Origin of the sequence: Vibrio cyclitrophicus (assembly GCA_023206055.1) — a bacterium.
GTDB classification, from domain to species: Bacteria; Pseudomonadota; Gammaproteobacteria; order Enterobacterales; family Vibrionaceae; genus Vibrio; species Vibrio cyclitrophicus_A.
This window is the reverse complement of sequence record CP065367.1, coordinates 1,036,236-1,059,507: the sequence shown is the minus strand read 5'-3', so window position 1 is coordinate 1,059,507 and position 23,272 is coordinate 1,036,236. Positions and strand designations below refer to the sequence as shown.

Here is a 23,272-nt window from a genome sequence, read left to right as displayed (position 1 = left end):
GAAACGTTTTAGTGTTGTAGCAATTGGCTAAAGCGCAAGTTGAATGTAGCTGAGTCGTTCGGATCTAACATGATACGTACGATGTTTACTCCCTTAGGCTCTTTCAGCTTTTCGAAAATCTCAGCAATATCTTTTTCAGTGTTAGCAACATAACTGCGAACGTCTACACCTTCAGTACCGCCAAGCGCTTCCCCAAGCTTTTCATATTTCCATACTGCAATATCGTTATAAGAACGTTCTTTGCCTGGGTGAATAGCACGTTCAGCGCCATAGCCTGCGTTGTCTAGAATGAAAAGAGCAAGGTCTTTCTTATGTTCGATAAGCGTTGCCAAGTCTTGAGCACTCATTGTGAATGCACCTTCACCTTGAATTGAAACAGAACGCTTGTTTGTCGATTCGTTGGCGAAGTTAGCACCAACATACATTCCAAAGCCTGCGCCTAGTGAGCCCCAGTTACCACAGCCGTGCATAACTACGTCGGCCGGGAATTCAGCTTGTGAGCTATTGATGAAACCACCTGTATCACCATATAACATGTCTCCCGCTTCAAGGTAATTTGAGAACTGGACAAACAGTCGGTCAATTGTTAAAGCGTTATCTGTTGGTACAAAAGCGTCACGTTGTTCGAATGCAAACTTACGACGAGGCTGCAATGGTAATTGCCCTAGATTTATGTCTTTAGCCGCCCCACGAAGTGCTGGTAAGAAATCGCGTAGGTAAACTTGATCGTAACGTTTGCCATTGATCTCAACATAGTCTTTTCGAATCCAAATCACGTCTTGGTTTTGGCCTAACTTGGTCGAGAAAACACCAGTGTCGAATTCATTCAGAGTGACACCGAGAGCAATAGCAATATCTGCGCCGTCCATCATCTCTTTTGTATAATCTTCGCTTACCTCACCCATGTAAATCCCAACACTGTTCGGATGTGCTTCAAAGTCGCCCATTTTACAGGTGAAAGTTGTCGCTACGGCTGCATTGAGTTGACTTACCAACTCTACACCCTGATCAATCATATCTTCGCGTTGTAATAAATGTCCGGTAAGTACACTTCGAGTTTTAGATTTACGAATCAGTTCTATTGCTTCCTGGAGCGCGACTTCAAGGTTTGTCGTTGATGATTGCTGCATCATTAGGTCTAGTGGCCTAATTGGTACATCAACCTCCATCGTTTGAAGGTCATAAGGAACCTCAAGATATACAGGCTTTTTGCTTTGCATCGATTTGCGAAGCATTTGGTCGATTTCAAATGGCGCGGTACGAATATCTTCTACGCGGTGGCTTACACATGTTATGTGTTTGAAGATATTGATATTCGTATTGAAGTCATTTTCAATAACATGATGGTAACGTCGCTCAGTTGGTTTCGATAACACGTCAACAGTAGGAGTACCTGCGATAACCATAATTGGTGTGTCGTCAGCGTAAGCACCCGCAACGGCATTCACACAACTTAATGAGCCCACTCCGAAGGTAACGGCCATCGCACCAAAGCCATTCAATTTCGCGTATCCGTCTGCAGCATATGTGCCGTTCAATTCATTTCGTGGCATAACGTGTTTGACATTGTGTTCGCCATCGAGCATTTCATCGAAAAACGGAAGAACATAATCACCAGGAATACCAAAGATGTGGTTAGTGTTTAGCTCTTTTAGACGCATAAGGATATAAGTTGATAGAGTAACTTTTTTCATAATGTGACCTCATTGAATGTTGTGTTTATCTTATTATTCACGCCGCAGATTTTTGCGTTGAGGTCATATTATGTATATTTGTAATTTGAATATATATCGAGTTTCGGGTTTGCAAATCCCACTAATGGAATTACTAAATTATTTATTAAATGCTTCCATTATTTTATCAATTACAACTCGTTGCGCTGCTGATTGTAAATTCTTATTTCGATATAGGAGGCTAAAGGTTACTGGGTCTAATTGGTAATCGGGAAGGATTTCTATTAAGGAATGGGTTTCTTCTATCTCTTCATACATATAAGGAGGGAGTATTGCATAGCCAATAGAATCTACTGTTGCTTTTACAACCATTTCCAAGTCCATCACGACAAGCTTTTTGTCAGGTTGGAGTTTAAATTTTTCCCCTGTTTTTTTGTTTAATACAGGGAGTGAAGGGTGAGAAAACGTTGATACATAAGGAAGCTTACTAAATTCCCCATTTTGAATTTCAGATTGATAGGTTTCTACAAACTCTTGCGTTGCGACAAATGTAAGGGGGACGTCGGTTAGCTTCCTCGCTATTAGATTACTTTCTGGCAGCTCACCATTAGCTATAGCAATGTCTACGTCCTCGGTTAACTCTGTTGCGCTATGAGAGTTTTTTAGCTCGATGGACAAGTCGGGATTCTCTTTTAATAAGGTTTTCAAGAAAGGGTGGAGGAATCGTAGGTAAAAAATCTTTGTTGTTGAAAGAACGACATTGCCGTGCAGTGTCCCTGAGTCTTCATGAAGTTCTTCTAGTGCGATACGAAGTTTTTCTAAGTGAATGTTCAACGCAGAATAATAGCGCTCACCTTCGTTTGATAGTGTTAGTTTGTTCTTACTGCGAATGAATAATTGAACTCCTAACCCTTCCTCTAGCGCTACCACTCGGCGGCTGACTGTTGACAAAGGCAATCTAATTTTCTCGCTTGCTTTTTTCATACTTCCAAATTTTGCAACTTGACAAAACACGTAGTAGTCATCAATCTGATTCTTCATCTTCTTGTTATTCCTTTGATTTTTAACCAATATATAGAGCATAGCACAACATTTTGTAGGTTTGGCGTACTAAAACTCACTCATTTTTATGGTAAATATCATTTATGGAATTGGCGCTCTCAATATATGGTCTATGATTGTTTTTCTAGGGTTTGTATTCTTTCTCTGGTCAGCACAACTACATTCGTAAATTTAAACAATAGATGCGGCGTTACTTAAGCAAAGCCAGCAAAATGAGAGGGCATCAAATATGACTATGGGTACTTTAGATATCGTTACATTGCTACTAGCAACGATGGGGCCAATGAAGATCTCGATCGTTTTTTCTAAGTATGCACTTCAGATGACAAAGGCGGAGCAACGAGAAATCGCGATAAAAACAACAATGATTGCAACGAGTATCTGTGCATTCTTTGTCTTTGGCGGTAGTGTATTGTTGAGCTTATTCCATATAGACACAGCCTCCCTAAATATTGCCGGTGGAATCATCCTATTTCTATATGCTATTCAGATGGTTATGGGAGAGGATAAGAAAAGTGAATCAAGCCTCGTTGGGCCTGTAAGCAAAAGTATTGCAATCTCTCCACTTGCTATGCCTTTCTTTGCAACTCCGCAAGCTTTGGTCGCAATTACAACAATGGCTGCAGATGCACAAACGATAACTGGAGAGCTTTTGTTGTTAGCGATTATCTTAGGTATTGCAGCAATCAACTTACTTATCATGTTGAATATCAAAAAAGTTATGGACTTTCTTGGTGTGGAAATTATTCAAATCGTCGGAAAAATCGCAGGTATACTGTTAACAGCACTTGCAATGCAGATGATTATCTCTGGTATTGCCGATGGTCTAAAAATTCTAGATGTAATCTAACGTACACCTAACAAGTAACAATACGACAAACCCTACTAATCAGCTAGTAGGGTTTTTTATTGCTTGTCGCCCAGAAATTTTGGAAAAGCATGCTTTTATCCTCACCATTATATTTAGTTAATTCGTTATCATAAAATTAAACTATTGCTTACTCCCTTTGCACTGCTCACGATAAGAAACAGTGTTCAATTGCTTTCCGTTATTGAGATTTTCAGTCTCAAAACAACCTATATTCGATTATCTACAACAGATTTATAGTCACAGCTCAAGCTAAAAACTCACATGCCCAATTTATATAGATGTTGGGCTTTTTATAAATTCCACTGAATGGAAATTTATCTCTTTAAATGGATTTTTGCGTGAAGGTTAAACTATGAATAAAAATCTAATCAGCATCTCGATTGCTTCAGCACTACTTTCTACAGCGGCAGCAGCGTCAGAAGTCTATTCTGATGAAGACACAACGATAAAAGTCGATGGGCGAGTGGAAGTTAGAGCCAATTTTTCTGATGCAAATAAATCAGATGAAAGTGACAACACTTATAAAGATGCTTCGCGTATTCGAATTAATGTGGAAGGTGAAGAGAAAGTAAATAATGATGTATCACTGATTGCACGTGCGGAGTTTGAAATAGCTGAAAAAGAAGGGGGACAATATGATTCGAATCATATGAACACTCGTCACTTGTACGCTGGTGCTGACACTAATTACGGCCGTATTACTTACGGTCACCAAAACAATGCGGTCACTATGCTCACTGACTGGAGTGACTTGTCTGAGGTCTACTCTGGTTACGTCAATGAATATTCTGTTTCATCTGGCGATCGTGCAAACAACGTTTTAGCTTATAGCTTAAACTTTGGTGAAGGCTTTTCACTTGCAACGTCTCTAAATTTAAACTCTGAAAGCCAAAATAGCTCGATTGAAAATGAACACACGGGTTTCGGTATTGCAGGTAGTTACGATGTAACCGACTCTCTAAGCCTAGGTCTAGGTTACAACCAGTCTGAGTCTGTAGATAGCAATGATGATACGAGTTCAAGTGCAGTATTAATGGCTGCAAAATACTTAAAAGGTGGCTTCAACATTGCTGCTACTTACCATATCGGTGAACTAACGGCAGATCAGTACGTCAGTACAAAAGGTGAGGCTCACGGCACATACAATCAGGGAGCGTCGTACCTATCAGGTAATACAGACTTCACTGCTGCTGACTTATACGCTGGTTATACTTTTGGTGACAACAACGTAAATATGACATACAGCTCGTTTGAAGTTGATAACAAGAATTTGGATGCACTAGACGCAAACTTTATTGCGGTGGAATATGCTCGATACATCAACAATTCATCTCTTTACGTAGCATACAAAAAAAACCTGCTGGATGAGGGCCAAGGCGGTATCCTCGATAACGATGAAGATGAAGTTCAAATCGGTTTCCGCTATATGTTTTGATGAGATTAATCGTCTCATTCAACAGCCCATAATATCGCTATTTAATAACCTAAAACCAGTCACTTTTGACTGGTTTTTTTCATCCGTAGATTTTGTAACTATCCCATAAAGTAATTATTTTTGATCCAAAAAAAGCCCCGTAAATATACGAGGCTTTTCATTTCTAGATAGGTATTACAGTGTCTTAGTATTCGTTGGGCAACTTTCGAGGTGAGTTCGGATAACTTCACCCTTTTCAGTTAGACATCGAGTGCCAGGACCGTCGTTTGCGAATGCAGAAGCAGAAACAGCAAGAGTAGCGAATAGAAGTGTTAATGTTTTCATGATGTTCACCTTATATGTTTTTGTTTTCACTTATACCTAAGCGATGTGGGTATAATATTGAATAATCAGATAGCTATATATACTGAATTTTGGTTTCGTCATTCTCATATTTGGTATCAAAATTAACTGTGTCACCTTTCTATAATCTATGAGGTCAATTTAATTTATTTAGGGTATAAAAAAGCCCCGTAAATATACGAGGCTTTTCATTTCTAGATAGGTATTACAGTGTCTTAGTATTCGTTGGGCAACTTTCGAGGTGAGTTCGGATAACTTCACCCTTTTCAGTTAGACATCGAGTGCCAGGGCCATCGTTTGCGAATGCAGAAGCAGAAACAGCAAGAGTAGCGAATAAAAGTGTTAATGTTTTCATGATGTTCACCTGTATATTTTAGTAAGTGTTCTATGCTTGTTCTCAAGCGTTGGATACATGTTATTGAATACCTAAAAACTTATATATATTGAATTGTGGTTTTCAAAATCCCATATTTGGAATTACACGTCGAAGTGGTAGGTATGTCTTCCAATCTCAAATTGATTGGACAGGGGGCTTTTGAAGACAAAGAGCAAGTTCCAAGAGATTAGTATTCTCAAGTTAAAAAAACGGCGCAAAGATATTTGCGCCGTTATGCGTTTATATAAATGATATTTTGATATTGAATTAAGTTCACGATTATCGAGAATAAAAAATTGGTTCTTAACTCATTAACTATTCACTTTCTGCTTCTTTAGAAGCATCCGACGCCCAGTCTTTCTCAAGCCAGTTGTCGAGCACGTGTTGCAGTGCATTCAAAGAGGTTGGTTTCTCTAGGCGACCATCCATCAACTGGCTGATCATATCTAACTCGTTCTGTCCTGATTCGCCGGACAAAGCAATGATTGGCGTTTGAGGAGAGCGTGCCTTGATGATTTGGCTTGCGTCAAAACCATTCATTATCGGCATTTGTACGTCCATTAAGATCAAATCGACCTTGTGTGTTTTGAATAGCTCAACGGCGTTCTCACCGTTTTTGGCTTGTAAGCTATTTACACCAAGTCGACTCAGGTACATTTGAACAAGCGTGCGTTGTACTTCTTTATCATCGACGATAAGCACGGTTGGAGCCAAATGGTTTTCAGGGGTTACTGTACTTGTTGGTTCTGAATGTTGCGTTTCCGCTTGCTTATCTGGCTTAACTTCGGTGTTGGTTTTGTTTTCAGTTGCGGTTTGATTACTTTTCCAATCATTGAAGTAAGGCGTACGAAGCGCATCTGCTTTGGGTGCATTGGGTACCACCGGGAAGTACAAGTGGAACTCAGTAAACTCCCCAAGTTTAGAGTGACATTCTACTCGGCCGCCAAATGATCGCATCACACGTTGGCAATAGCCAAGCCCTAGGCCGCTACCGCCGCTTTTCTGGTAAGAGAAGAAGTCATCAAAGATCTTATGCGCAATGGCTTCGTCAATGCCAGGGCCAGTATCCCGGAATATCAGAACGTTCTCGTAAGGTCCTGTGTTGGTGCTGATCTCAATTTGGCTTTCTGGATAAGAATCAAAGTAATAGATAGCATTGCGTATCAGGTTGAAAATGACGAAGTTGAATAAGGTTTCATTCAGCTTTGCTACAAAATCTGCTTGTTGTGGTAAACGAATGCGTTCAATGCTCTTTTCATTCTCAAAACCATAGTGGCTTACGGCTTGATCTACGGCTTTGTGGATAGAGGTCATGGTCACAGGGCCGTGTTCAGGCGTATTGTCACTGACTTCGCGCAGGATGATATCGATCAGTTGTCGCCCGCGTTGAATCGCCGCTTGGCCATTCTCAATATCCTTTAGGATTTGTTTGGCTGGGGCTTGATTATCAATGTGCTGCTTTAATACCTCAAAATGCAGCTGCACTTGAGCAAGAGGGTTACGCATCTCGTGTGCGATTGAATTAGCAAGAGCGCGACTTTGGCGGATGCGTCTATCGGCTTCAATGGTGCTTTGTACACGAGTTAACAAGGTTTGTAGGGCTGCGATCTCTTCGTTAGAGAACATCTTATCGTTGCTCTTGTGTGACGAGACCAATAAGTGCGTGACCGATTTTCCCTGACCAAATAAAGGCATCACTAAGGCGGTGTCGTTTGAACTCATCTTGTCATACAGGGCTTTTATCGAGCGCTTGGTTGGCGCGGTGTAATCAAGATCCTGAGACAGCTCATCGAACACTAAGACGGACTTGTTGGTAGACAGATAATCTTCGTAGAAGGTTTCGTTGTAGTTGCTGTTCACCAGACGCAGCTTGTCTTCGGGAATCTGCAGTAGGCTACCTAGTCGACGCATTGCATCATCAATCGACAGCTTGAAATCGTCTTCTAGTGAGAGGATCTGTTGTACTGGTGTTTTCTTGTTTCCGTAGACAAAGAATGAGGCGTAATGGCTTACGCGCTTGTAGAGAACATGCCAAGTGATGCCTATCAGCGCACAGATAGGAATGGCTACTAGCCACTGATTGTCATCGGTCAGTGGGATGAAGATTGCACCGAAAGGTATCACTAGAATTGCGCAGACTAACAGAGCGTTGAGACTCATATAAGCGAGGTATTTAACACTGTAGAAGCGTGATGTTAGCAGGGCATAACCAACGAACATCATTTCACTAATAGATAACGCTGGTGGTAACCAGGTCAGTGAGAAATCACGCATGAAGTAGGTCATGCCAAGGTGAATGGTCGCAGTTGAAAGCATGAAAACTAAGATGCCCGCAATCATGTAATTTGTCTTGGCGAGTATTAGTTTGCTGCTATTGGATCGCATAGCGACAAGGTTGGTTAAGGTTAGGACAACAAAGCTCACCAGTCCGATAAAGAAGTATGGCGTATGAGGGCCAAATTCAATCACGAATTGGCTTGGGCCGGTAATATCGACGTGTTCAACGGTTAATCCTGGACTTAAATTAATAAACAGGGAGTAGACCGATGAGCAGACGAAAATGGCTTGTTGCCACACATGAACTTTACCATTACGTTGTTCGGCGGCGAGTTGACACGAGAAGTAGTAGGCGAAGGCAAACGCAAAGAAAGAGGCGAGGTTGGCAAACTTTGCCGCGAACACGGCGGCCGAGGCCCCAAGTTCCGGTAATAAGTCAGTATGGAAATAAGCGTTACTGCTGATCCACGCAACAATGCAGATCGAATACGCGATGTAAGGGGCATGGTGTGTCCCTGCGATCACTTCGTTTTTTTGTTTCAGGCGATAGCAGTAATAGAACAACCACATGACAACCACTGCCACGGTTGCAAGCAGTGTGATTGCTTTTGCATAGATGATCGCCTCGAGGCCGAAATCAAACATGTTCATCCTTTTTTACCGAGCTAGTTTTTCCTGCCGAGCGCGACTTTTCTAATGGCTTTCTGCCCTCTCGCGCTGCGCGTTTGTAGCTCCGGAAATCGACATTATTGAATGCTTTTACCATCATCTCGAAATTCCAAAACCCACGATAAATTGTTGTGCCATCATCATTTAATTCGCAATACCCAGAATGGAAGTATGCATTGGAATCAATGGCTTGATAAAAATGAAGCATGAAAGGTTGCTCGATAATCGTGAAGCCGACTTTGTACTCTGTTTGATGTAAGGCATTCATCAACTCTTTCTGAGCAAGGTAGAGAAAATAGAGTTTTTGTTGAGTATTGCCACTTACTGTCAAGCGCAACACTTCACACACAGCGCTTTTGTCAGACAATTGTAACTGGAAGTGATTATCAAATTCTACGAGAGAATGACATTTCGGCAATTTTGGTGGTGTGAAAAGTTGTACCCCTTCGAGCTCATCGTAGCCGTAATCGGGTAAACAGTATTGCCAGTGCTCATTGCTGAACGTTGGTGTGTAACTTAGCCAAGTGTCGTTCTTAGACCAGTCTTGAATCAGCGCAGAGGAAACCAGTGTCGGAACGGCTTCATCGATTGGGTGTTTGAGCAGAATAAAATGCTCACCTGCCTGAGAAAGGTGTAATAAAGGCAGCATCTCAAACCATTTCTCACCCTTGATGAACACCTCAAGATTGCTTAAAGCAATGGCATCGTTAATTGGCATTCCTTGTGGGTGACTCGGTGTTTGTACCAAAAGTGGCTCATGTTCTATCTGTTCGATGATCGCACCGTAATAAGCACTGTCATTGATAGGGAGGTCGACATGAGTAATGGATCTTGAATTTAATGGTGATTTTGCTTTGATCGCAGCAATTTCACACTCACACCAGAAATCTAGCCAATGCATATAGCACTGCCCTACGACCTGCTCTAGAAGAGCAATCTCTGCAGATAGTGTATTTGGATAGCGCAGAATCAGATCGCGGTAGTCCATCACCTCAAACAATACAGAGTCGCTTTTGTTTTGATGCTCTGGGAAAAGCAATTCTAATTGGCTTTTACGATATTCAGTCACGTTTTGAAAAAACTCAGCGCGCTCATGTAGCTGAAAAGTGCTGATGACGAGCTCTGTCAGCGCTCGCTGTTTTGTTTCGATAGACAGACTGCTAGCCAACAGTGAGCCTAAAGACGACGTTAATTTCATGTTTAACCTAGCCTAGGTTTATATAATTATTTTTATTTGATCTGTACTATCTATAGGACACTGATTTTAGGTATGTGTTTGAAGTTACGTTACTTTGAGAGAGTTAATCGTAACTTGACTTGTGTCCATGGTGTGAGAAGTAAGTTGCACAATCTGGCGAGATTTTACTACTTGCGCTCACCCTTAACAATAAAGATTTACCATATCTGAATGAATTTACAGATGAATAAAATACACTGTTATCAACAACTTGTAGGGTATGTGTCACAGTTGAAAATCAGACATGATTAAGCCGAGCATAAACTTTTGAATTTATAAAATAACCTCAAATATCTATTTTTTGAACCAATATCATAATCCACATCAAGATAAGCTCATCTTATTAATCGTGATAGGAATACCTTGATCTTAAAGTATATAATTAAGTGATGAATTGTATCTGTCTTATACTTGCTTCTTCTCTCGCTACCCATTTAAATGATTTAAATATCTGATACATAAAAGCAGGACTCCAGTGCTCAGCTTTGTTTTTCTGACAATCTTCTGTGTTTATAGAGTATTTACGCCATAATCTCTGATTAAGTGATGACATTCGAGGTTTAAGCTTGCCTACATATGAAACATTATTGCGAGTGAACCCTCGTGAATGATTGAGTTAGAGAGAATTTATGAAGAAAGTACGATTAACATCATTACTTGGAATAGTAACCTTGTTTAGCGTTGTGGCGTTGGTTGGGTGTAGTCAAAAATCTGAGGTTCCAACTCAACCACAAGAGAATACTAACCCTATCTGCAGCACTCAAAGTCTGACTGGTGGTTGGTCGCAAAGCGAGATTACACCAGAAGCTAAGCAAGCTTTAAACGCAGTTCTTGGCCAAATGAACACTTCAGCTGAACTCAAACAGATCTTGAGTGTTCGAACTCAGGTTGTCGCGGGTTTGAATTATGCTATTGAGTTTGAAATGGATAATGGTGAAGTCTGGAACACCATCGTTTATCGTTCTCTACAAGGTGACATCGAAATGACGCAACCTGCACAGAAAGGCCTTCTGTGCTCATAGTCTAGATGTGCCTGTCGGCTGATAGCAAATAAAAATGGCTCCGTATTGGGAGCCATTTTTGTTTTTAAGAAGACTGAACCATTGAACGTTTTTAATTGACCAGCTCGGGCTCAGCTAACTCTTGCACACAAGCGCGGCTGACGTCTTCATCAATGTAGGCCATACCGAGTTTATTGAGGTAGTCCATACGATCGGCAGTGCGAAGATCAATGTCTAGGCCTGCGATGTTATTCTCTTGATATATCTCAGTTAAGTGAGCCATGAATTGCTCGCCAACACTCATCATCAATAGGCTCATTGCGCCAACGTCCGGTCTTACTTTGGCACGTTGTTTTTCAGATAGGTTTACCGCTAAGACGATAGGCTGCTCTTCACCTTCGAAGCGAACACCTCGTTCGCGAACAGTTTGTTGAGCCCAGTAATATGCTAGCTCCTTACTTTGAGTCAGGAACACAGGTTCAACCGACTCGGTGTAGTTATTGCCAATCGTCGCCATGGTTTTTGAAGCGGCTTCATTGAGTGCTTTGTCTCCAGAACGTTTCAGACCTTGGCCTTTAATTGAAGCGAGCAAGGCTGAAGATGTGCCGTGATACCAAGTATCACCCGTTGCGAAACCATTTTCTGATAGCAGTGTTTTTGCATCTTGTAGGTGTTTAGGTATTGAAGTCATAGGCACTCTCAATCAAAAGAAATATCAACAAACAGGAATCTTAACAACATAAATATAGTTAGCTTAAACAGAAGTTGCTTAGCTGACCGTGGTGTAGAACACAATTCTCAGACTTTGAGATAAAGCCGGCAGTACAAGCTTTATCTCAAAGCCTGCCCCCGGATCTTACCTAAGTAAGAGAGAAGGGCGGGGGAGGCTTTAGTTTTAGCGGTTAATCAAAAGTGCTAGCGATTAATCAAATTGATTAGACGTATTCGCTTCGCCTGCTGCTTTCAGTGCATTCTCACCAGCGAAGTACTCTTTGTGGTCATCACCCATGTCTGAACCAGACATGTTTTGGTGTTTAACACATGCGATACCTTGGCGAATCTCTTTGCGTTGAACATTCGCAACGTAGCCCAGCATGCCTTGGTCACCGAAGTACTCTTTCGCAAGGTTGTCAGTAGAAAGCGCCGCAGTGTGGTAAGTCGGCAGAGTAATCAAGTGGTGGAAGATACCTGCTTCGCGAGATGCGTCCGCTTGGAATGTACGAATCTTCTCGTCAGCGCTTGCAGACAGTTCAGTTTCATCGTATTCCGCACTCATTAGGCTTGCACGGTCGTAAGCTGACACATCTTTACCTGCTGCTGCCATTGCATCGTATGCTTGTTGACGGAAGTTTAGCGTCCAGTTGAATGATGGAGAGTTGTTGTAAACCAGTTTCGCATTAGGGTGTACTTCACGTACGCCGTCCATCATCTCTTTGATTTGACCGATGTGTGGTTTCTCAGTCTCAATCCACAGAAGATCAGCACCCGCGTTGATTGCTTCGATACAGTCAAATACACAGCGGTCTTCACCAGTACCTTCACGGAATTGGTACAAGCCAGATGGTAGACGCTTAGGACGAACTAGCTTGCCGTCGCGGTTGAAGCAAACATCACCTTCAGCCATATCAGCAACATCAATCTCTTCAACATCTAGATATGAGTTGTAGATGTCACCTTGGTCGCCCGGCTCTTTCACTACTGCGATTTCTTTTGTCAGACCAGCGCCTTGTGAATCGGTACGAGCAACAATGATGCCGTTGTCGATACCTAGCTCAAGGAATGCGTAACGAAGTGCGCGAAGTTTTGCGTGGAAGTCAGCGTGTGGAACCGTTACTTTACCGTCTTGGTGACCACATTGTTTCTCATCGGCTACTTGGTTTTCGATTTGTAGACAACATGCACCAGCTTCAATCATCTGCTTAGCCATTAGGTAAGTCGCTTCTGCGTTACCGAAACCTGCATCGATATCTGCAATGATTGGCACCACGTGTGTTACGTGATTGTCGATTTTGTCTTGGATAAGGTCTTGTTGGTTAACGTCGCCCGCTTCACGTGCTGCGTCTAGCTCACGGAATAAACCACCCAGTTCACGTGCATCAGCTTGGCGCAAGAATGTGTATAGTTCTTCTACTAGGCCTGCAACCGATGTTTTCTCATGCATTGATTGGTCTGGAAGTGGACCAAAGTCTGAGCGAAGTGCTGCAACCATCCAACCTGATAGGTATAGGTAGCGTCGGTCTGTTTTACCATCAAAGTGCTTCTTAATAGAAATCAGCTTTTGTTGGCCGATGAAACCATGCCAGCAACCCAGAGACTGAGTGTATTGAGAGCTGTCTTCGTCGTAAGCCGCCATATCCGCACGCATGATATCTGCTGTGTATTGCGCGATATCTAGACCTGTTTTGAATTTGTTTTGAGCTCGCATACGAGCAGCAGATTCAGGGTTAATTGCATCCCATGGTGCACCTGCAGCGCTTTTTGCAACTTCTATCATTTCGATATCTTGTGTAATTTGCGACATAACTATTCCTTAGTTTCACGTGGGGTATGGTTGCCAAATTGGCTTGGATTAAAACTTTGCTATGGACAAAGAATAACCATGCATGTGATAATTTTGTTAATTTATAGTTATTATATTCGGTATTTTTCTTATGAATATTGCTCGTATAGACCTTAATTTACTTGTGTATTTAGACATGTTGCTACGTGAAAGAAACGTAACACGAGCTGCAAATCAATTAGGAATAACTCAGCCAGCTATGAGTAATGGCCTGCGCCGATTGCGCGATCTGTTTGAAGATCCGCTGTTGGTGAGAACCAGTGAAGGGATGATACCGACCGAGCGAGCACACAAACTGCAGCCACTGATTCGAAACATCCTGGCGAATGTAGAAAAGACATTGCAGCCGACCACGGAGTTTAATGCTGAAGACAGTGAGCGTGTGTTTCGTATCATGGCGAGTGACTATGCTGAGTCCACTATTATTCAGCCGCTATTGAAAAAGTTGAGCGAGATAGCACCGAAAATACGACTGGATATCATGACGCCAAGTGACGTGAGTTATCAGGATGTGGAGCAAGGCACTGTTGATATTATCATCAACCGTTTTGACGACATTCCACAGTCGTTCCACCAGATGAGCCTTTGGCACGACGGGTTCTCTTGCTTATTTAGCTGTGATAACCCGATAGCCGACAACTTCGATATTTTGTCTTATCTAAAGGCGCAACATATTTGGGTAAGTAAGACGGGTATGGGGACAGGTGTCGGGATCAACCCAAGCGAAGCTCAAAAGCTTGGGTGGATTGATGAAGCATTAATGCGCATTGGTAAAACACGTAATATCACGGTGTTCACACGACACTATTTGTCGGCGATTCTTTTCGCTCAACAGAAGAACCTGATCCTGACCATCCCAACCAAAGCCGCGCAATTACAGCGCAATAACCCTAGGTTGTTAATCAAACCTGCGCCATTCGCTATTGAACCCTTTGAGGTGAAAATGGCGTGGAGTCCATTGTTACAAACCAATCCTGACCATCAGTGGATGCGTCGATTGATTAAAAGTGTCGCTAATGAAATAGAAAGTGGTGTGACGGAGTAACACAGTTTGTAGGGTATTTTTTATATGAATATCCAGTATAACTGGCATAAATTAGCTAAATTTACGCCCGTTAAGTAAGTTTAAACTAGTTATTTAAATTTAAGTCAGTTAAGTAAATATATTGAGTAGTCATCAGTTAGCTTGAGAGAGATTTTATGAGCAGTCGTATTCAACAGGGAAGCTTGAACATTGATAGCACCCTCTACCAATTAATTAATGATCAGGTCATTCCTGGAACAGGCATTGTCGCTGAAGACTTTTGGCAATCATTTGCAACCATCCTTGAAGACTTGGCTCCAAAGAACCGCGCATTGCTTATTAAGCGCGACGATCTTCAACATCAAATTGACGTTTGGCACCAAGAGCGTGCTGGACAAACGCTAGATGCGGCAGAGTACAAACAGTTCTTGCAACAGATTGGCTACTTAGTGCCTGAGGGCGAAGACTTTCAAGTAACCACCGCAAGCGTAGAGCCTGAAATTGCAACACAAGCGGGCCCGCAGCTTGTTGTACCTATTATGAATGCACGTTTTGCACTTAACGCGGCTAATGCGCGTTGGGGCAGTTTATACGATGCGCTCTACGGAACCGATGTCATCAGCGAAAGTGATGGTGCAGAAAAAGGTGGCAGCTTTAACCCTGTTCGTGGCGCTAAAGTAGTGAGCTACGCTCGAGGTTTCCTTGATGATGCTGCACCTCTCAACGGTGTCTCCCATAAAGATGTGACCAAATATAGCATCAGCAACGTCAACATTGGCAATACACTAACAGCGACCTTAGACAACGGTGAAGAAGTCACTCTCATTGATCGCAACCAGTTCATTGGTTACCAAGGTGATGCAAGTGCGCCTTCAAGCATTTTGCTTAAGCACAATAATCTCCATATCGAAATTCAAATTGACCCGAGCGCGCCAATTGGCAGCGTTGATGTGGCTGGTATTAAAGATGTGCTAGTGGAATCGGCACTGACTACTATTATGGATTGCGAAGACTCGGTAGCTGCGGTTGATGGTGAGGACAAAGCACTGGCTTACCGTAACTGGTTAGGCTTGATGAAAGGTGACTTACAAGAGTCGCTAGAGAAAAACGGCAAAACCATCGTTCGTAACCTCAATCCAGATCGCCAATACACCAGCGTGACGGGAGGCGAGATCTCGCTGAAAGGCCGCAGCATGTTGTTTATTCGCAACGTGGGCCACCTCATGACCAACCCTGCCATTATTGATGCTCAAGGTAATGAAGTGCCTGAAGGCATTATGGATGGCATGATCACTTCGCTAATCGCGATGCATGATTTAAAAGGTAATAGCGCGTACCAAAACTCGACCGCGAACAGCATCAATATTGTTAAACCTAAGATGCATGGCCCTGAAGAAGTCGCCTTTACCAATGAACTGTTTGGTCGCATTGAAGATGCATTAGGCTTGGACCGATTCACGATCAAAGTCGGCATCATGGACGAGGAACGTCGTACCTCTGTGAACTTGAAAGAGTGTATTCGCGCAGCTAAAGACCGTGTCGTGTTCATCAATACTGGCTTCTTAGACCGAACCGGTGATGAAATTCACACTAGCATGGAAGCTGGCCCATTTGCGCCGAAAACACAGCTGAAAACCATGACTTGGATTGGCGCTTACGAAGATCAAAACGTCGATCTTGGCTTGGCATGTGGCCTGCAAGGTAAAGCCCAGATCGGTAAAGGCATGTGGCCAGAGCCGGACAACATGGCGAAGATGATGGACGCGAAAATCGGACACCCACAAGCGGGAGCAAATACCGCTTGGGTTCCATCGCCAACTGCCGCGACTTTGCATGCTCTTCATTATCACAAGGTGAGTGTACCAAGCCGTCAGAAAGAGCTTCGCGAGCGTGTGAGAGCGAACGTTGACGATATTCTGACTATCCCGCTGTTAGGTAATCAAAAGCTGACTGCGAAAGATATCCAAAATGAATTGGACAACAATACTCAAGGTATTCTTGGCTACGTAGTTCGTTGGATTGACCAAGGTGTTGGTTGTTCGAAGGTGCCAGATATTAACGATGTAGGCCTAATGGAAGACCGCGCGACATTGCGTATTTCGAGCCAACACATCGCTAACTGGTTACGCCATGGCATTTGCGATGAAGCCCAAGTAATGAAAACCATGAAACGTATGGCGGCAGTGGTTGATGGACAGAATGCAGGTGATTCTAGCTACCGCAATATGGCGCCAGATTTTGAAAATAGCATTGCTTTCTCAGCGGCTTGCCAGCTGGTATTCGAAGGCTGCGCTCAGCCAAGTGGTTACACTGAGCCTGTGTTGCATGCTATGCGACTGAAGCTGAAAGGAACCGCACAATAAATAATAAAAAAAGAAGTACCCCTATTTGAACCGAGCCCAAGGTGCCGCGCTAATTTAGCGCGGTTTTTTTTTGGTGTGTGTGGGCGAAGCTCAGAAGAGAGGTGTTGGCAGGGCTATTCGATGTTTAAGCTTGTCGATGTTTAAGAGTTAGGCTTAGTTGCGACCAAGCCTAACTACTTCCGAGACCTAGTTACTACCAAAGCACAGGTACTTGATATCCATATACTCATCGATGCCTTCTTTAGCGCCTTCACGGCCAATCCCTGACTGCTTAACCCCACCAAAAGGTGCAACCTCAGTTGAGATCATGCCGTCATTAATGCCAACCATACCGTATTCAAGTGCTTCTGCTACCTGCCATACGCGGTGGATATTTTGGCTGTAGAAGTAAGATGCCAAACCATAAATAGTATCGTTGGCCATTTCGATAAGTTCTTCATCGGTTTCGAATTTCATCACAGGCGCGACTGGGCCAAAGATCTCTTGTTGAACGATGTCCATGCTGTGTTTTACATCCTTAAGAACCACAGGCTGAATGAACAGTCCATTAAAGGCTTGAGTTGGGGTTACAGGCTGCGCACCTTGTTCAATGGCGCGGTCAATCAAACCTTGAATGTTTTGCTTCGCTCTTTCACTGATCACGGGGCCAATAGTGACGCCGTCATCTAATCCGTTACCCATTTTGAGCTGCTGAACGGCTTGGTCGAATTTTGCTACAAACTCGTCATGCACCTTGCTATGAACATAGAAACGGTTTGCACAAACACAGGTTTGGCCTGCATTACGGAATTTTGAAGCCATTGCGCCTTGAACGGCCGCGTCGATATCCGCATCGTCAAACACGATAAACGGTGCGTTGCCGCCCAGTTCCATTGAGGTGCGCTTAATGCCTTTCGCCGCTTGAGCCATCAAGATACTGCCGACTCGAGTCGATCCAGTAAAAGAGATCTTTTTGATCAATGGATGTGATGTGAAAAGCTCACCGATCTGTTCTGGGCTATCACCTAGCACCACTTGAAGTAGATCTTTAGGAATGCCCGCTTGATATGCCAGTTCAACCACAGCAAATGCAGAAAGGGGCGTCTCGTCTGAGGGCTTCACAATAAAACTACAGCCAGCAGCAAGGGCAGGGGCGGCCTTACGAGTGATCATTGCAATCGGAAAGTTCCACGGCGTAATGGCACACGCGACCCCAATCGGCTGCTTGATTGTTACTAAGCGTTTGCCAGCGACTGTGCTAGGAATAGAGTCACCGTAAGTGCGCTTGGCTTCTTCGGCGAACCACTCAATGAAACTCGCGCCATACACTACTTCGCCCGTCGCTTCTGCTAACGGCTTACCTTGTTCGATGGTCATTAGGCGAGCAAGATCTTCTTTGTTTTCAAGGATCAGTTGATGCCAACCACTTAGCAATGCAGCACGGGATTTAGCGGGAATTTTTGCCCACTCTTTCTGCGCAACATGAGCGCGTTCGATAGCGCTCTCTAACTCTGCCTCAGATGAGATTGGTGCATGCCCAATAAGCTCACCCGTTGCTGGGTTTGTGACTGCAACTGCGTTGTTCGCTTCTGTCACCATAAAAGAGAGTAAGTGCTGGTTGTTAATGTTTAGCATCGTGTTTCCTTTGTTGTGATTACTTTAGACGTGTTGCTTATGTGCGGGTTGGCGAGTGTTCAAATGACTTCGACCAAATGTTCATTGGTCGAAGGGTATGGGTGTTAATTCGCTAATCTTGGCTATTCTCTGAGATAAATCTTCTATCTAGCCCCAGTTATCAGACTCTATCTTCGCGAGCGCTTTGGCTGCTTTTTGAAGAGGTGGCAGAAACTTGATCGCTTCGTCTGGTTTTACTCGAATCACTGGTGCTTGTATTGCTAAGCCAAGATTGGATTGGCCAGTAGAAGACGGTATCAATACGGCGATACAGACTAGCCCTGGTAAGAACTCTTCATCATCAATAGCAAAGCCTTGGATCTTCGCTTCTTCGATGTCTTTCTCTAGCGTCGAATAGTCGGTAATGGTTTTCACTGTGTATTGAGTGAGTGGCACACTTTCGATCAGTCTTCTGCGTTGTGATTTTGACATGTGCGCCAAAAACAGTTTGCCTGTGGCTGAGCAATGCACGGGTACGCGAGAGCCTGGCTGTAGATGGAAGCGCAGCGGGGCTTCGGTTTCTGCGCGATCAAGATAGATGATTTCACCGCTCGACAGTGCCGTTAGGTTGCAGCTCTCGCCGACTTCTGCTCTAAGGTTTTCAAGAATAGTGCGTCGTGCACTGTGCATGGTGCTATTGAACAGCAGATTTTCAGCAAGCTTTCTGAGTCGAATGCCAGAGCTGTAATGCTTTTCGTCACCATCTCTTTGAATGATGCCCGCAGCTTCTAATTGTTGCAGCATGCGGTGCAGAGTTGGTTTCGGTAGTCCGGTTTCTTCGACGAGCCCTTGAAGAGAAATAAACTCATCTTTTTGCGCTATCACCTCTAATAGTGCAAAAAGTCGGAGAGTGGGCGTATCTCCTTGAACTTGTGGTGTTTCTGTTTGCATACAGTGATTCATCCTTGCGATATGTCTATGTATAAGAGTGTACATACCAAATTAAAAATCTTCAATTATCTGAATAAAATTTGACCTTTTTTATTATTTCAATTATATAAATATAAATTATGGAACAATTAATCTCAATAAATGGAATTTAAGATGAAGGCGATTGAACGGATTATTGATAAGGCTCACTTAGATCGCAAGCGAGTGGTTTTGAGTGAAGCAGAAGACCCTCGTGTACTCAAAGCGGCGCGATTGGCGATAGATAAACAGCTCGCTTACATCACTCTAGTCGGCGATGAAAAAGCGATTATCGAAGCGGCGCAGTTGAACCACATTAATCTCGCGGGCATTCACATTGTTTCACCACAAACGTCAGCACTCAAAGCTGTGTTGGCTGAACGGCTCTATGAGCTAAGAAAAGCCAAAGGCATGACTTATGAAGATGCATTGGAGAAGGTCAAAGACCCACTGATTTTTGCCAACTTGATGGTACGAGAAGGACTGGTTGACGGCACAGTTAATGGCGCGGTTTACACCACGTCTGATGTAGTACGAGCGGCGCTGCAGATTATTGGGCCAGCGCCAGACAGTGAATTGGTGTCGAGCTTCTTTCTGATGATGCTGTGCGAGCCTTTCCATAATCTCAAAGGTGGCATGATTTTCAGTGACTGTGGTTTGGTGATTAACCCCAATGAAACCGAGCTGGCATCGATTGCCGTAGCGGCATCAAACAGTGCTCAAACGCTGTTGATGGAAGAACCGAAAGTGGCAATGCTGTCGTTTTCTACCAACGGCAGTGCGAAACACGAATCGGTCGATAAGGTTCGTAATGCCGCTCAGTTAGTGAAACAACGTTGTCCCGGAATAGCTGTCGATCAGGACGTTCAACTCGATGCCGCGATTGTCACTGAAATAGCCGCGAAAAAGCTGCCCGATTCAGAAGTGAAAGGCCAATCTAATGTATTGATTTTCCCCAATTTAGAAGCGGGGAACATAGGCTATAAGCTCGCAGAAAGGTTAGGTGGCGCGGTCGCTATTGGCCCGTTACTGCAAGGATTGAATCAGCCTGCCAATGACTTATCCAGAGGGTGTAGCGCGGAAGATATCTTCAATGTAATTGCGGTTACTGCTGTACAAGCACAGCAAGGGAAAGTGTCTGACTCTAAGGTTGATACTGAAGTTGATGTTGAAGACAAAGAAGAGTCGGCATTTGAGTTCCGGTATTAACATCTAGCTCACGAATCTAGTACTCAAATTCGCACTTACATTCAAATCAACCTAATTAGGATTGCTAATGGAGTTACCTGTTTTACTCGCCATTCTTGCCACTATTGCGGTAGGTACCTACTTCCAAACGGTTACGGGTTTTGGCCTCGGTATCATCGTGATTGGTTTAACGGTCAGCCTTAATTTGGTTTCCTTACCCGTTATAGCCGCTGTGGTCAGTATTGTGACCTTGTTCAATTGCTTGGTCGCGTTGATGGGTAAGCCTTTACTTGGTGAACTCAAGATTCTGGTGGTGTTAGTCATCGGTATTATCCCCGGCGTGTCGATGGGGGTGTTCTTGCTAGACGAGTTGAGCGATTCGGCCACGAATATTCTCCGAGGACTATTGGGGGCGATGGTGCTATTCGCAGGTTTGAGTTTTATGTTCAAACCTAAAACCAGAAAGGACCGTTCGGCAACGGTATCTTTCTTGTTATCTGGTTTTAGTTCTGGGCTCGCGGGTGGGTTATTCGGTATGGCAGGCCCACCGATTGTTTACCATCTCTATCGACAACCTTTTACGCTCGATCTGGTGCGAAGCACACTGCTGATGGTGTTCGCTTGTACGTCGATGTCACGTACTGTCAATGTTTACGCTGCAGGCGACATGGAACCGAGCATACTTTGGTTATCAGCGATCGCTGTTCCCTTGGTGGCGCTTGTTACGATGTTTGCTCGACGTTTCCCACCACCGTTGTCGAATGATCAACTGAGAAAACTGGTGTTTATTGTGTTGATGTTGATTGGTGGGTACTTGATGGCGGTCTCTGCATGGTCGTTACTTGGCTCTTCCTAAACCATTCTCGACAAAGGAGGCTAGCTATTGGCTAGCCTAAGCCTCCCATGTTTAAGCACGCTTTAGCATCTCAAAGATGCTCCTAGATAACCCAAACAAGCAGCTTTCCTGTACATCTAAGGTGATGTTACTGCGGTAGTACGGGCTTAAATCGACGCCCATTCCCACACCATGAATTTCGATACTGTTCTTGGTTGATTCACGCTCAATGACTTGTTTGAGGTGGTTATCCAAATAGAACTGATCGTTGGCGGTGCTGGTGGCGGTATCCATCGGACAACCGTCTGAGAACACAACCAAAACCTTTCGTTGTGCGGTGTGCTGTTGCAACCGCTGACTAGCGAACTGCACCGCTTCGCCATCAATCCCTTCTTTAAAGATGTCTGCTTTCCGAAGGCTGGCAATGCCAAGGCGAGAGCGTCTCCAATGTGTATCAAAATCTTTAAACACAATATGTCGAACTTCGTTTAAGCGGCCTGGGTGTTTCGGCTGACCTTGCTTAAGCCACTGCCGATAAACCTTGCCACCATTCCAGTTATTGGTGGTGAAGCCAATAATCTCAAAAGGAATGCTGGCCAGCCCAACGGATTTGAGAATTGTATCCATCAGTAGGCTTAGCTTGTGACTGTGCTTTTGCATTGAGCCTGAGCAGTCCATCAAAAACGTGATGGCACATTGATGAGATGCGCCAATGTCTGGTTGATAAAAGACAGTGCGATCTAATGGCGATGTGATGAGCTTGGTGATGGTAGTGGCGTTAACAATGCCTTCTTCTAAATGATCCTGACGTCGGTTCGTTTGAGGAGTGGCAACAAAGCGAGTGAGCATCGCGGCTAAACGGCGAGTGTTGACTTGTCTCGCCATGATGTCATCGGTGAGCTTTTGTCTCAGTTCGAGTAATAGGGCGCGCCTGACGAGTTTGTCTGCCGCGATGACTTGATCCAATTCTGAATTAAAGACCTGATAATTGGCGCCCGACAGCTCGAATACCTTGCTACTGCCTGTGATGTCGGTATCGACGTCTTCATCTTGAATGTCACCATCCACAATTAAGGCAAGTTGTGCAAGGATCTTAATGTCTTCTTCAACTGTTGGCGTGGGCGAGTTATCGCTCTCTTGTTCTTGGGTTATTAGCTCTTGTGCAAGGGCTGCAAGCTCATTGGCGCAGTGAGCAAACTGTTGTTGGTCGGTTCTATGTTGCTTTAAGCGCTTCAGGCTGTGCCCAAAAGTAGGCACGATGCCGGCGCGAGTCGATTCAATGGTTTCAGCAATCGGCTCCGAAACTGGAACACCGGTTAAGCGGGTGTGGATGACTTGCATCAGTGTAAACAGCAACATGCCGATTCGTGATTCGGTGAAGCCATTCTGATGATATTGGTCGCTCCAATACGCAAAATTGAACTGAATACTGGTGGTTACACCTCTTAAATAAGATGGAACTTGCGATTCAATTCGTACTTGTTCGCAGAAATCATATAACAGACGTTCGACTTCGTTTTTCGGTCGTAATGAATAGTGAAGATCAGCATCTGAAAGTAAGAGTCGTAATGCTGATGAATCGATCTTGCCTTGCATCGAAAGTTTGCTGTTTTTCAACTCATGGCGAGACACAAAGGTGAGATCGTTAGTATGTGCAGACTGATAATAACAGGGGCTATTGCCTCTATAGAGACGTTCTCCCCGATAATTCAGACTCAACTCACCGCTGATCGCTCTGGCGACAGATACGCCAAGATCGATGATCTTTTTCTGCTGGGAAGAAACATTGGCCATGGT

18 protein-coding genes are annotated in these 23,272 nt (G+C 43.8%); 7 read left to right on the top strand and 11 right to left on the bottom strand.

The features are described from left to right. Positions 1 to 8 precede the first annotated feature (8 nt). Together ITG09_20325 and ITG09_20320 are read right to left on the bottom strand one after the other, a co-directional pair. Positions 9 to 1,694, bottom strand: a complete 1,686-nt coding sequence (locus ITG09_20325) for an alpha-keto acid decarboxylase family protein (protein ID UPR53739.1) — start codon at positions 1,692 to 1,694, stop codon at positions 9 to 11. A gap of 138 nt (positions 1,695 to 1,832) precedes the next feature. After that, complete coding sequence (locus tag ITG09_20320) at positions 1,833 to 2,714, bottom strand: LysR family transcriptional regulator (protein UPR53738.1); 882 nt, start codon at positions 2,712 to 2,714, stop codon at positions 1,833 to 1,835. Positions 2,715 to 2,964: 250 nt separating this feature from the next. Here ITG09_20320 and ITG09_20315 point away from each other — a divergent pair, with 250 nt between their 5' ends. Together ITG09_20315 and ITG09_20310 are read left to right on the top strand one after the other, a co-directional pair. Beyond that, positions 2,965 to 3,585 carry a MarC family protein gene (locus ITG09_20315; protein ID UPR53737.1) on the top strand — a complete coding sequence of 207 codons (621 nt, stop codon included), beginning with the start codon at positions 2,965 to 2,967 and terminating at the stop codon, positions 3,583 to 3,585. A 373-nt stretch (positions 3,586 to 3,958) separates the two neighbouring features. Continuing rightward, complete coding sequence (locus tag ITG09_20310; GenBank protein ID UPR53736.1) at positions 3,959 to 5,041, top strand: porin; 1,083 nt, start codon at positions 3,959 to 3,961, stop codon at positions 5,039 to 5,041. Positions 5,042 to 5,215: 174 nt separating this feature from the next. Here the strand turns inward: ITG09_20310 and ITG09_20305 are convergent, their stop codons facing one another. The 4 genes from ITG09_20305 to ITG09_20290 all read right to left on the bottom strand — a co-directional run bounded on the left by ITG09_20305 (position 5,216) and on the right by ITG09_20290 (position 9,903). Continuing rightward, a complete protein-coding gene (locus ITG09_20305) occupies positions 5,216 to 5,365 on the bottom strand; it encodes a hypothetical protein (protein ID UPR53735.1) in 150 nt (49 codons plus the stop codon). A 223-nt stretch (positions 5,366 to 5,588) separates the two neighbouring features. Then, positions 5,589 to 5,738: a hypothetical protein gene (locus ITG09_20300; GenBank protein ID UPR53734.1), complete on the bottom strand. Its 150-nt coding sequence runs from the start codon at positions 5,736 to 5,738 to the stop codon at positions 5,589 to 5,591. 336 nt (positions 5,739 to 6,074) lie between these two features. Beyond that, positions 6,075 to 8,681 carry a hybrid sensor histidine kinase/response regulator gene (locus ITG09_20295; protein UPR53733.1) on the bottom strand — a complete coding sequence of 869 codons (2,607 nt, stop codon included), beginning with the start codon at positions 8,679 to 8,681 and terminating at the stop codon, positions 6,075 to 6,077. Then, a complete protein-coding gene (locus ITG09_20290) occupies positions 8,674 to 9,903 on the bottom strand; it encodes an acyl-homoserine-lactone synthase (protein ID UPR53732.1) in 1,230 nt (409 codons plus the stop codon). The genes ITG09_20295 and ITG09_20290 overlap by 8 nt, the downstream gene beginning before the upstream one ends. 668 nt (positions 9,904 to 10,571) lie before the next feature. On the opposite strand from ITG09_20290, the gene ITG09_20285 reads away from it, so the two are divergent. Then, positions 10,572 to 10,964, top strand: a complete 393-nt coding sequence (locus tag ITG09_20285; protein UPR53731.1) for a 2-oxoglutarate dehydrogenase — start codon at positions 10,572 to 10,574, stop codon at positions 10,962 to 10,964. 91 nt (positions 10,965 to 11,055) lie between these two features. Here the strand turns inward: ITG09_20285 and ITG09_20280 are convergent, their stop codons facing one another. Both ITG09_20280 and ITG09_20275 read right to left on the bottom strand, forming a co-directional pair. Then, complete coding sequence (locus tag ITG09_20280; GenBank protein UPR53730.1) at positions 11,056 to 11,634, bottom strand: hypothetical protein; 579 nt, start codon at positions 11,632 to 11,634, stop codon at positions 11,056 to 11,058. Between the two features lie 231 nt (positions 11,635 to 11,865). Continuing rightward, entirely contained in the window at positions 11,866 to 13,464 is a 1,599-nt protein-coding gene (locus tag ITG09_20275; GenBank protein UPR53729.1) for an isocitrate lyase, read from the bottom strand. A gap of 130 nt (positions 13,465 to 13,594) precedes the next feature. On the opposite strand from ITG09_20275, the gene ITG09_20270 reads away from it, so the two are divergent. Both ITG09_20270 and ITG09_20265 read left to right on the top strand, forming a co-directional pair. Beyond that, the gene (locus tag ITG09_20270) at positions 13,595 to 14,548 is read left to right on the top strand and encodes a LysR family transcriptional regulator (protein UPR53728.1); all 954 of its coding nucleotides are present in this window, start codon (positions 13,595 to 13,597) and stop codon (positions 14,546 to 14,548) included. A gap of 155 nt (positions 14,549 to 14,703) precedes the next feature. Then, positions 14,704 to 16,890, top strand: coding sequence for a malate synthase G (locus tag ITG09_20265; GenBank protein UPR53727.1), 2,187 nt, complete (start codon positions 14,704 to 14,706; stop codon positions 16,888 to 16,890). Positions 16,891 to 17,076: 186 nt separating this feature from the next. Here ITG09_20265 and ITG09_20260 read toward each other — a convergent pair whose 3' ends face one another. Both ITG09_20260 and ITG09_20255 read right to left on the bottom strand, forming a co-directional pair. Continuing rightward, positions 17,077 to 18,504, bottom strand: coding sequence for an NAD-dependent succinate-semialdehyde dehydrogenase (locus tag ITG09_20260; protein UPR53726.1), 1,428 nt, complete (start codon positions 18,502 to 18,504; stop codon positions 17,077 to 17,079). Between the two features lie 147 nt (positions 18,505 to 18,651). After that, entirely contained in the window at positions 18,652 to 19,434 is a 783-nt protein-coding gene (locus tag ITG09_20255; protein ID UPR53725.1) for an IclR family transcriptional regulator, read from the bottom strand. A gap of 153 nt (positions 19,435 to 19,587) precedes the next feature. Between ITG09_20255 and pta the strand changes: the two genes are divergently transcribed. Further along, positions 19,588 to 20,661 carry a phosphate acetyltransferase gene (gene pta, locus ITG09_20250; GenBank protein ID UPR53724.1) on the top strand — a complete coding sequence of 358 codons (1,074 nt, stop codon included), beginning with the start codon at positions 19,588 to 19,590 and terminating at the stop codon, positions 20,659 to 20,661. Positions 20,662 to 20,728: 67 nt separating this feature from the next. Next, positions 20,729 to 21,496, top strand: a complete 768-nt coding sequence (locus tag ITG09_20245; GenBank protein ID UPR53723.1) for a sulfite exporter TauE/SafE family protein — start codon at positions 20,729 to 20,731, stop codon at positions 21,494 to 21,496. A 51-nt stretch (positions 21,497 to 21,547) separates the two neighbouring features. Here the strand turns inward: ITG09_20245 and ITG09_20240 are convergent, their stop codons facing one another. Further along, the gene (locus ITG09_20240) at positions 21,548 to 23,269 is read right to left on the bottom strand and encodes a cobalamin biosynthesis protein CobT (GenBank protein ID UPR53722.1); all 1,722 of its coding nucleotides are present in this window, start codon (positions 23,267 to 23,269) and stop codon (positions 21,548 to 21,550) included. Between the last annotated feature and the right edge of the window lie 3 nt (positions 23,270 to 23,272).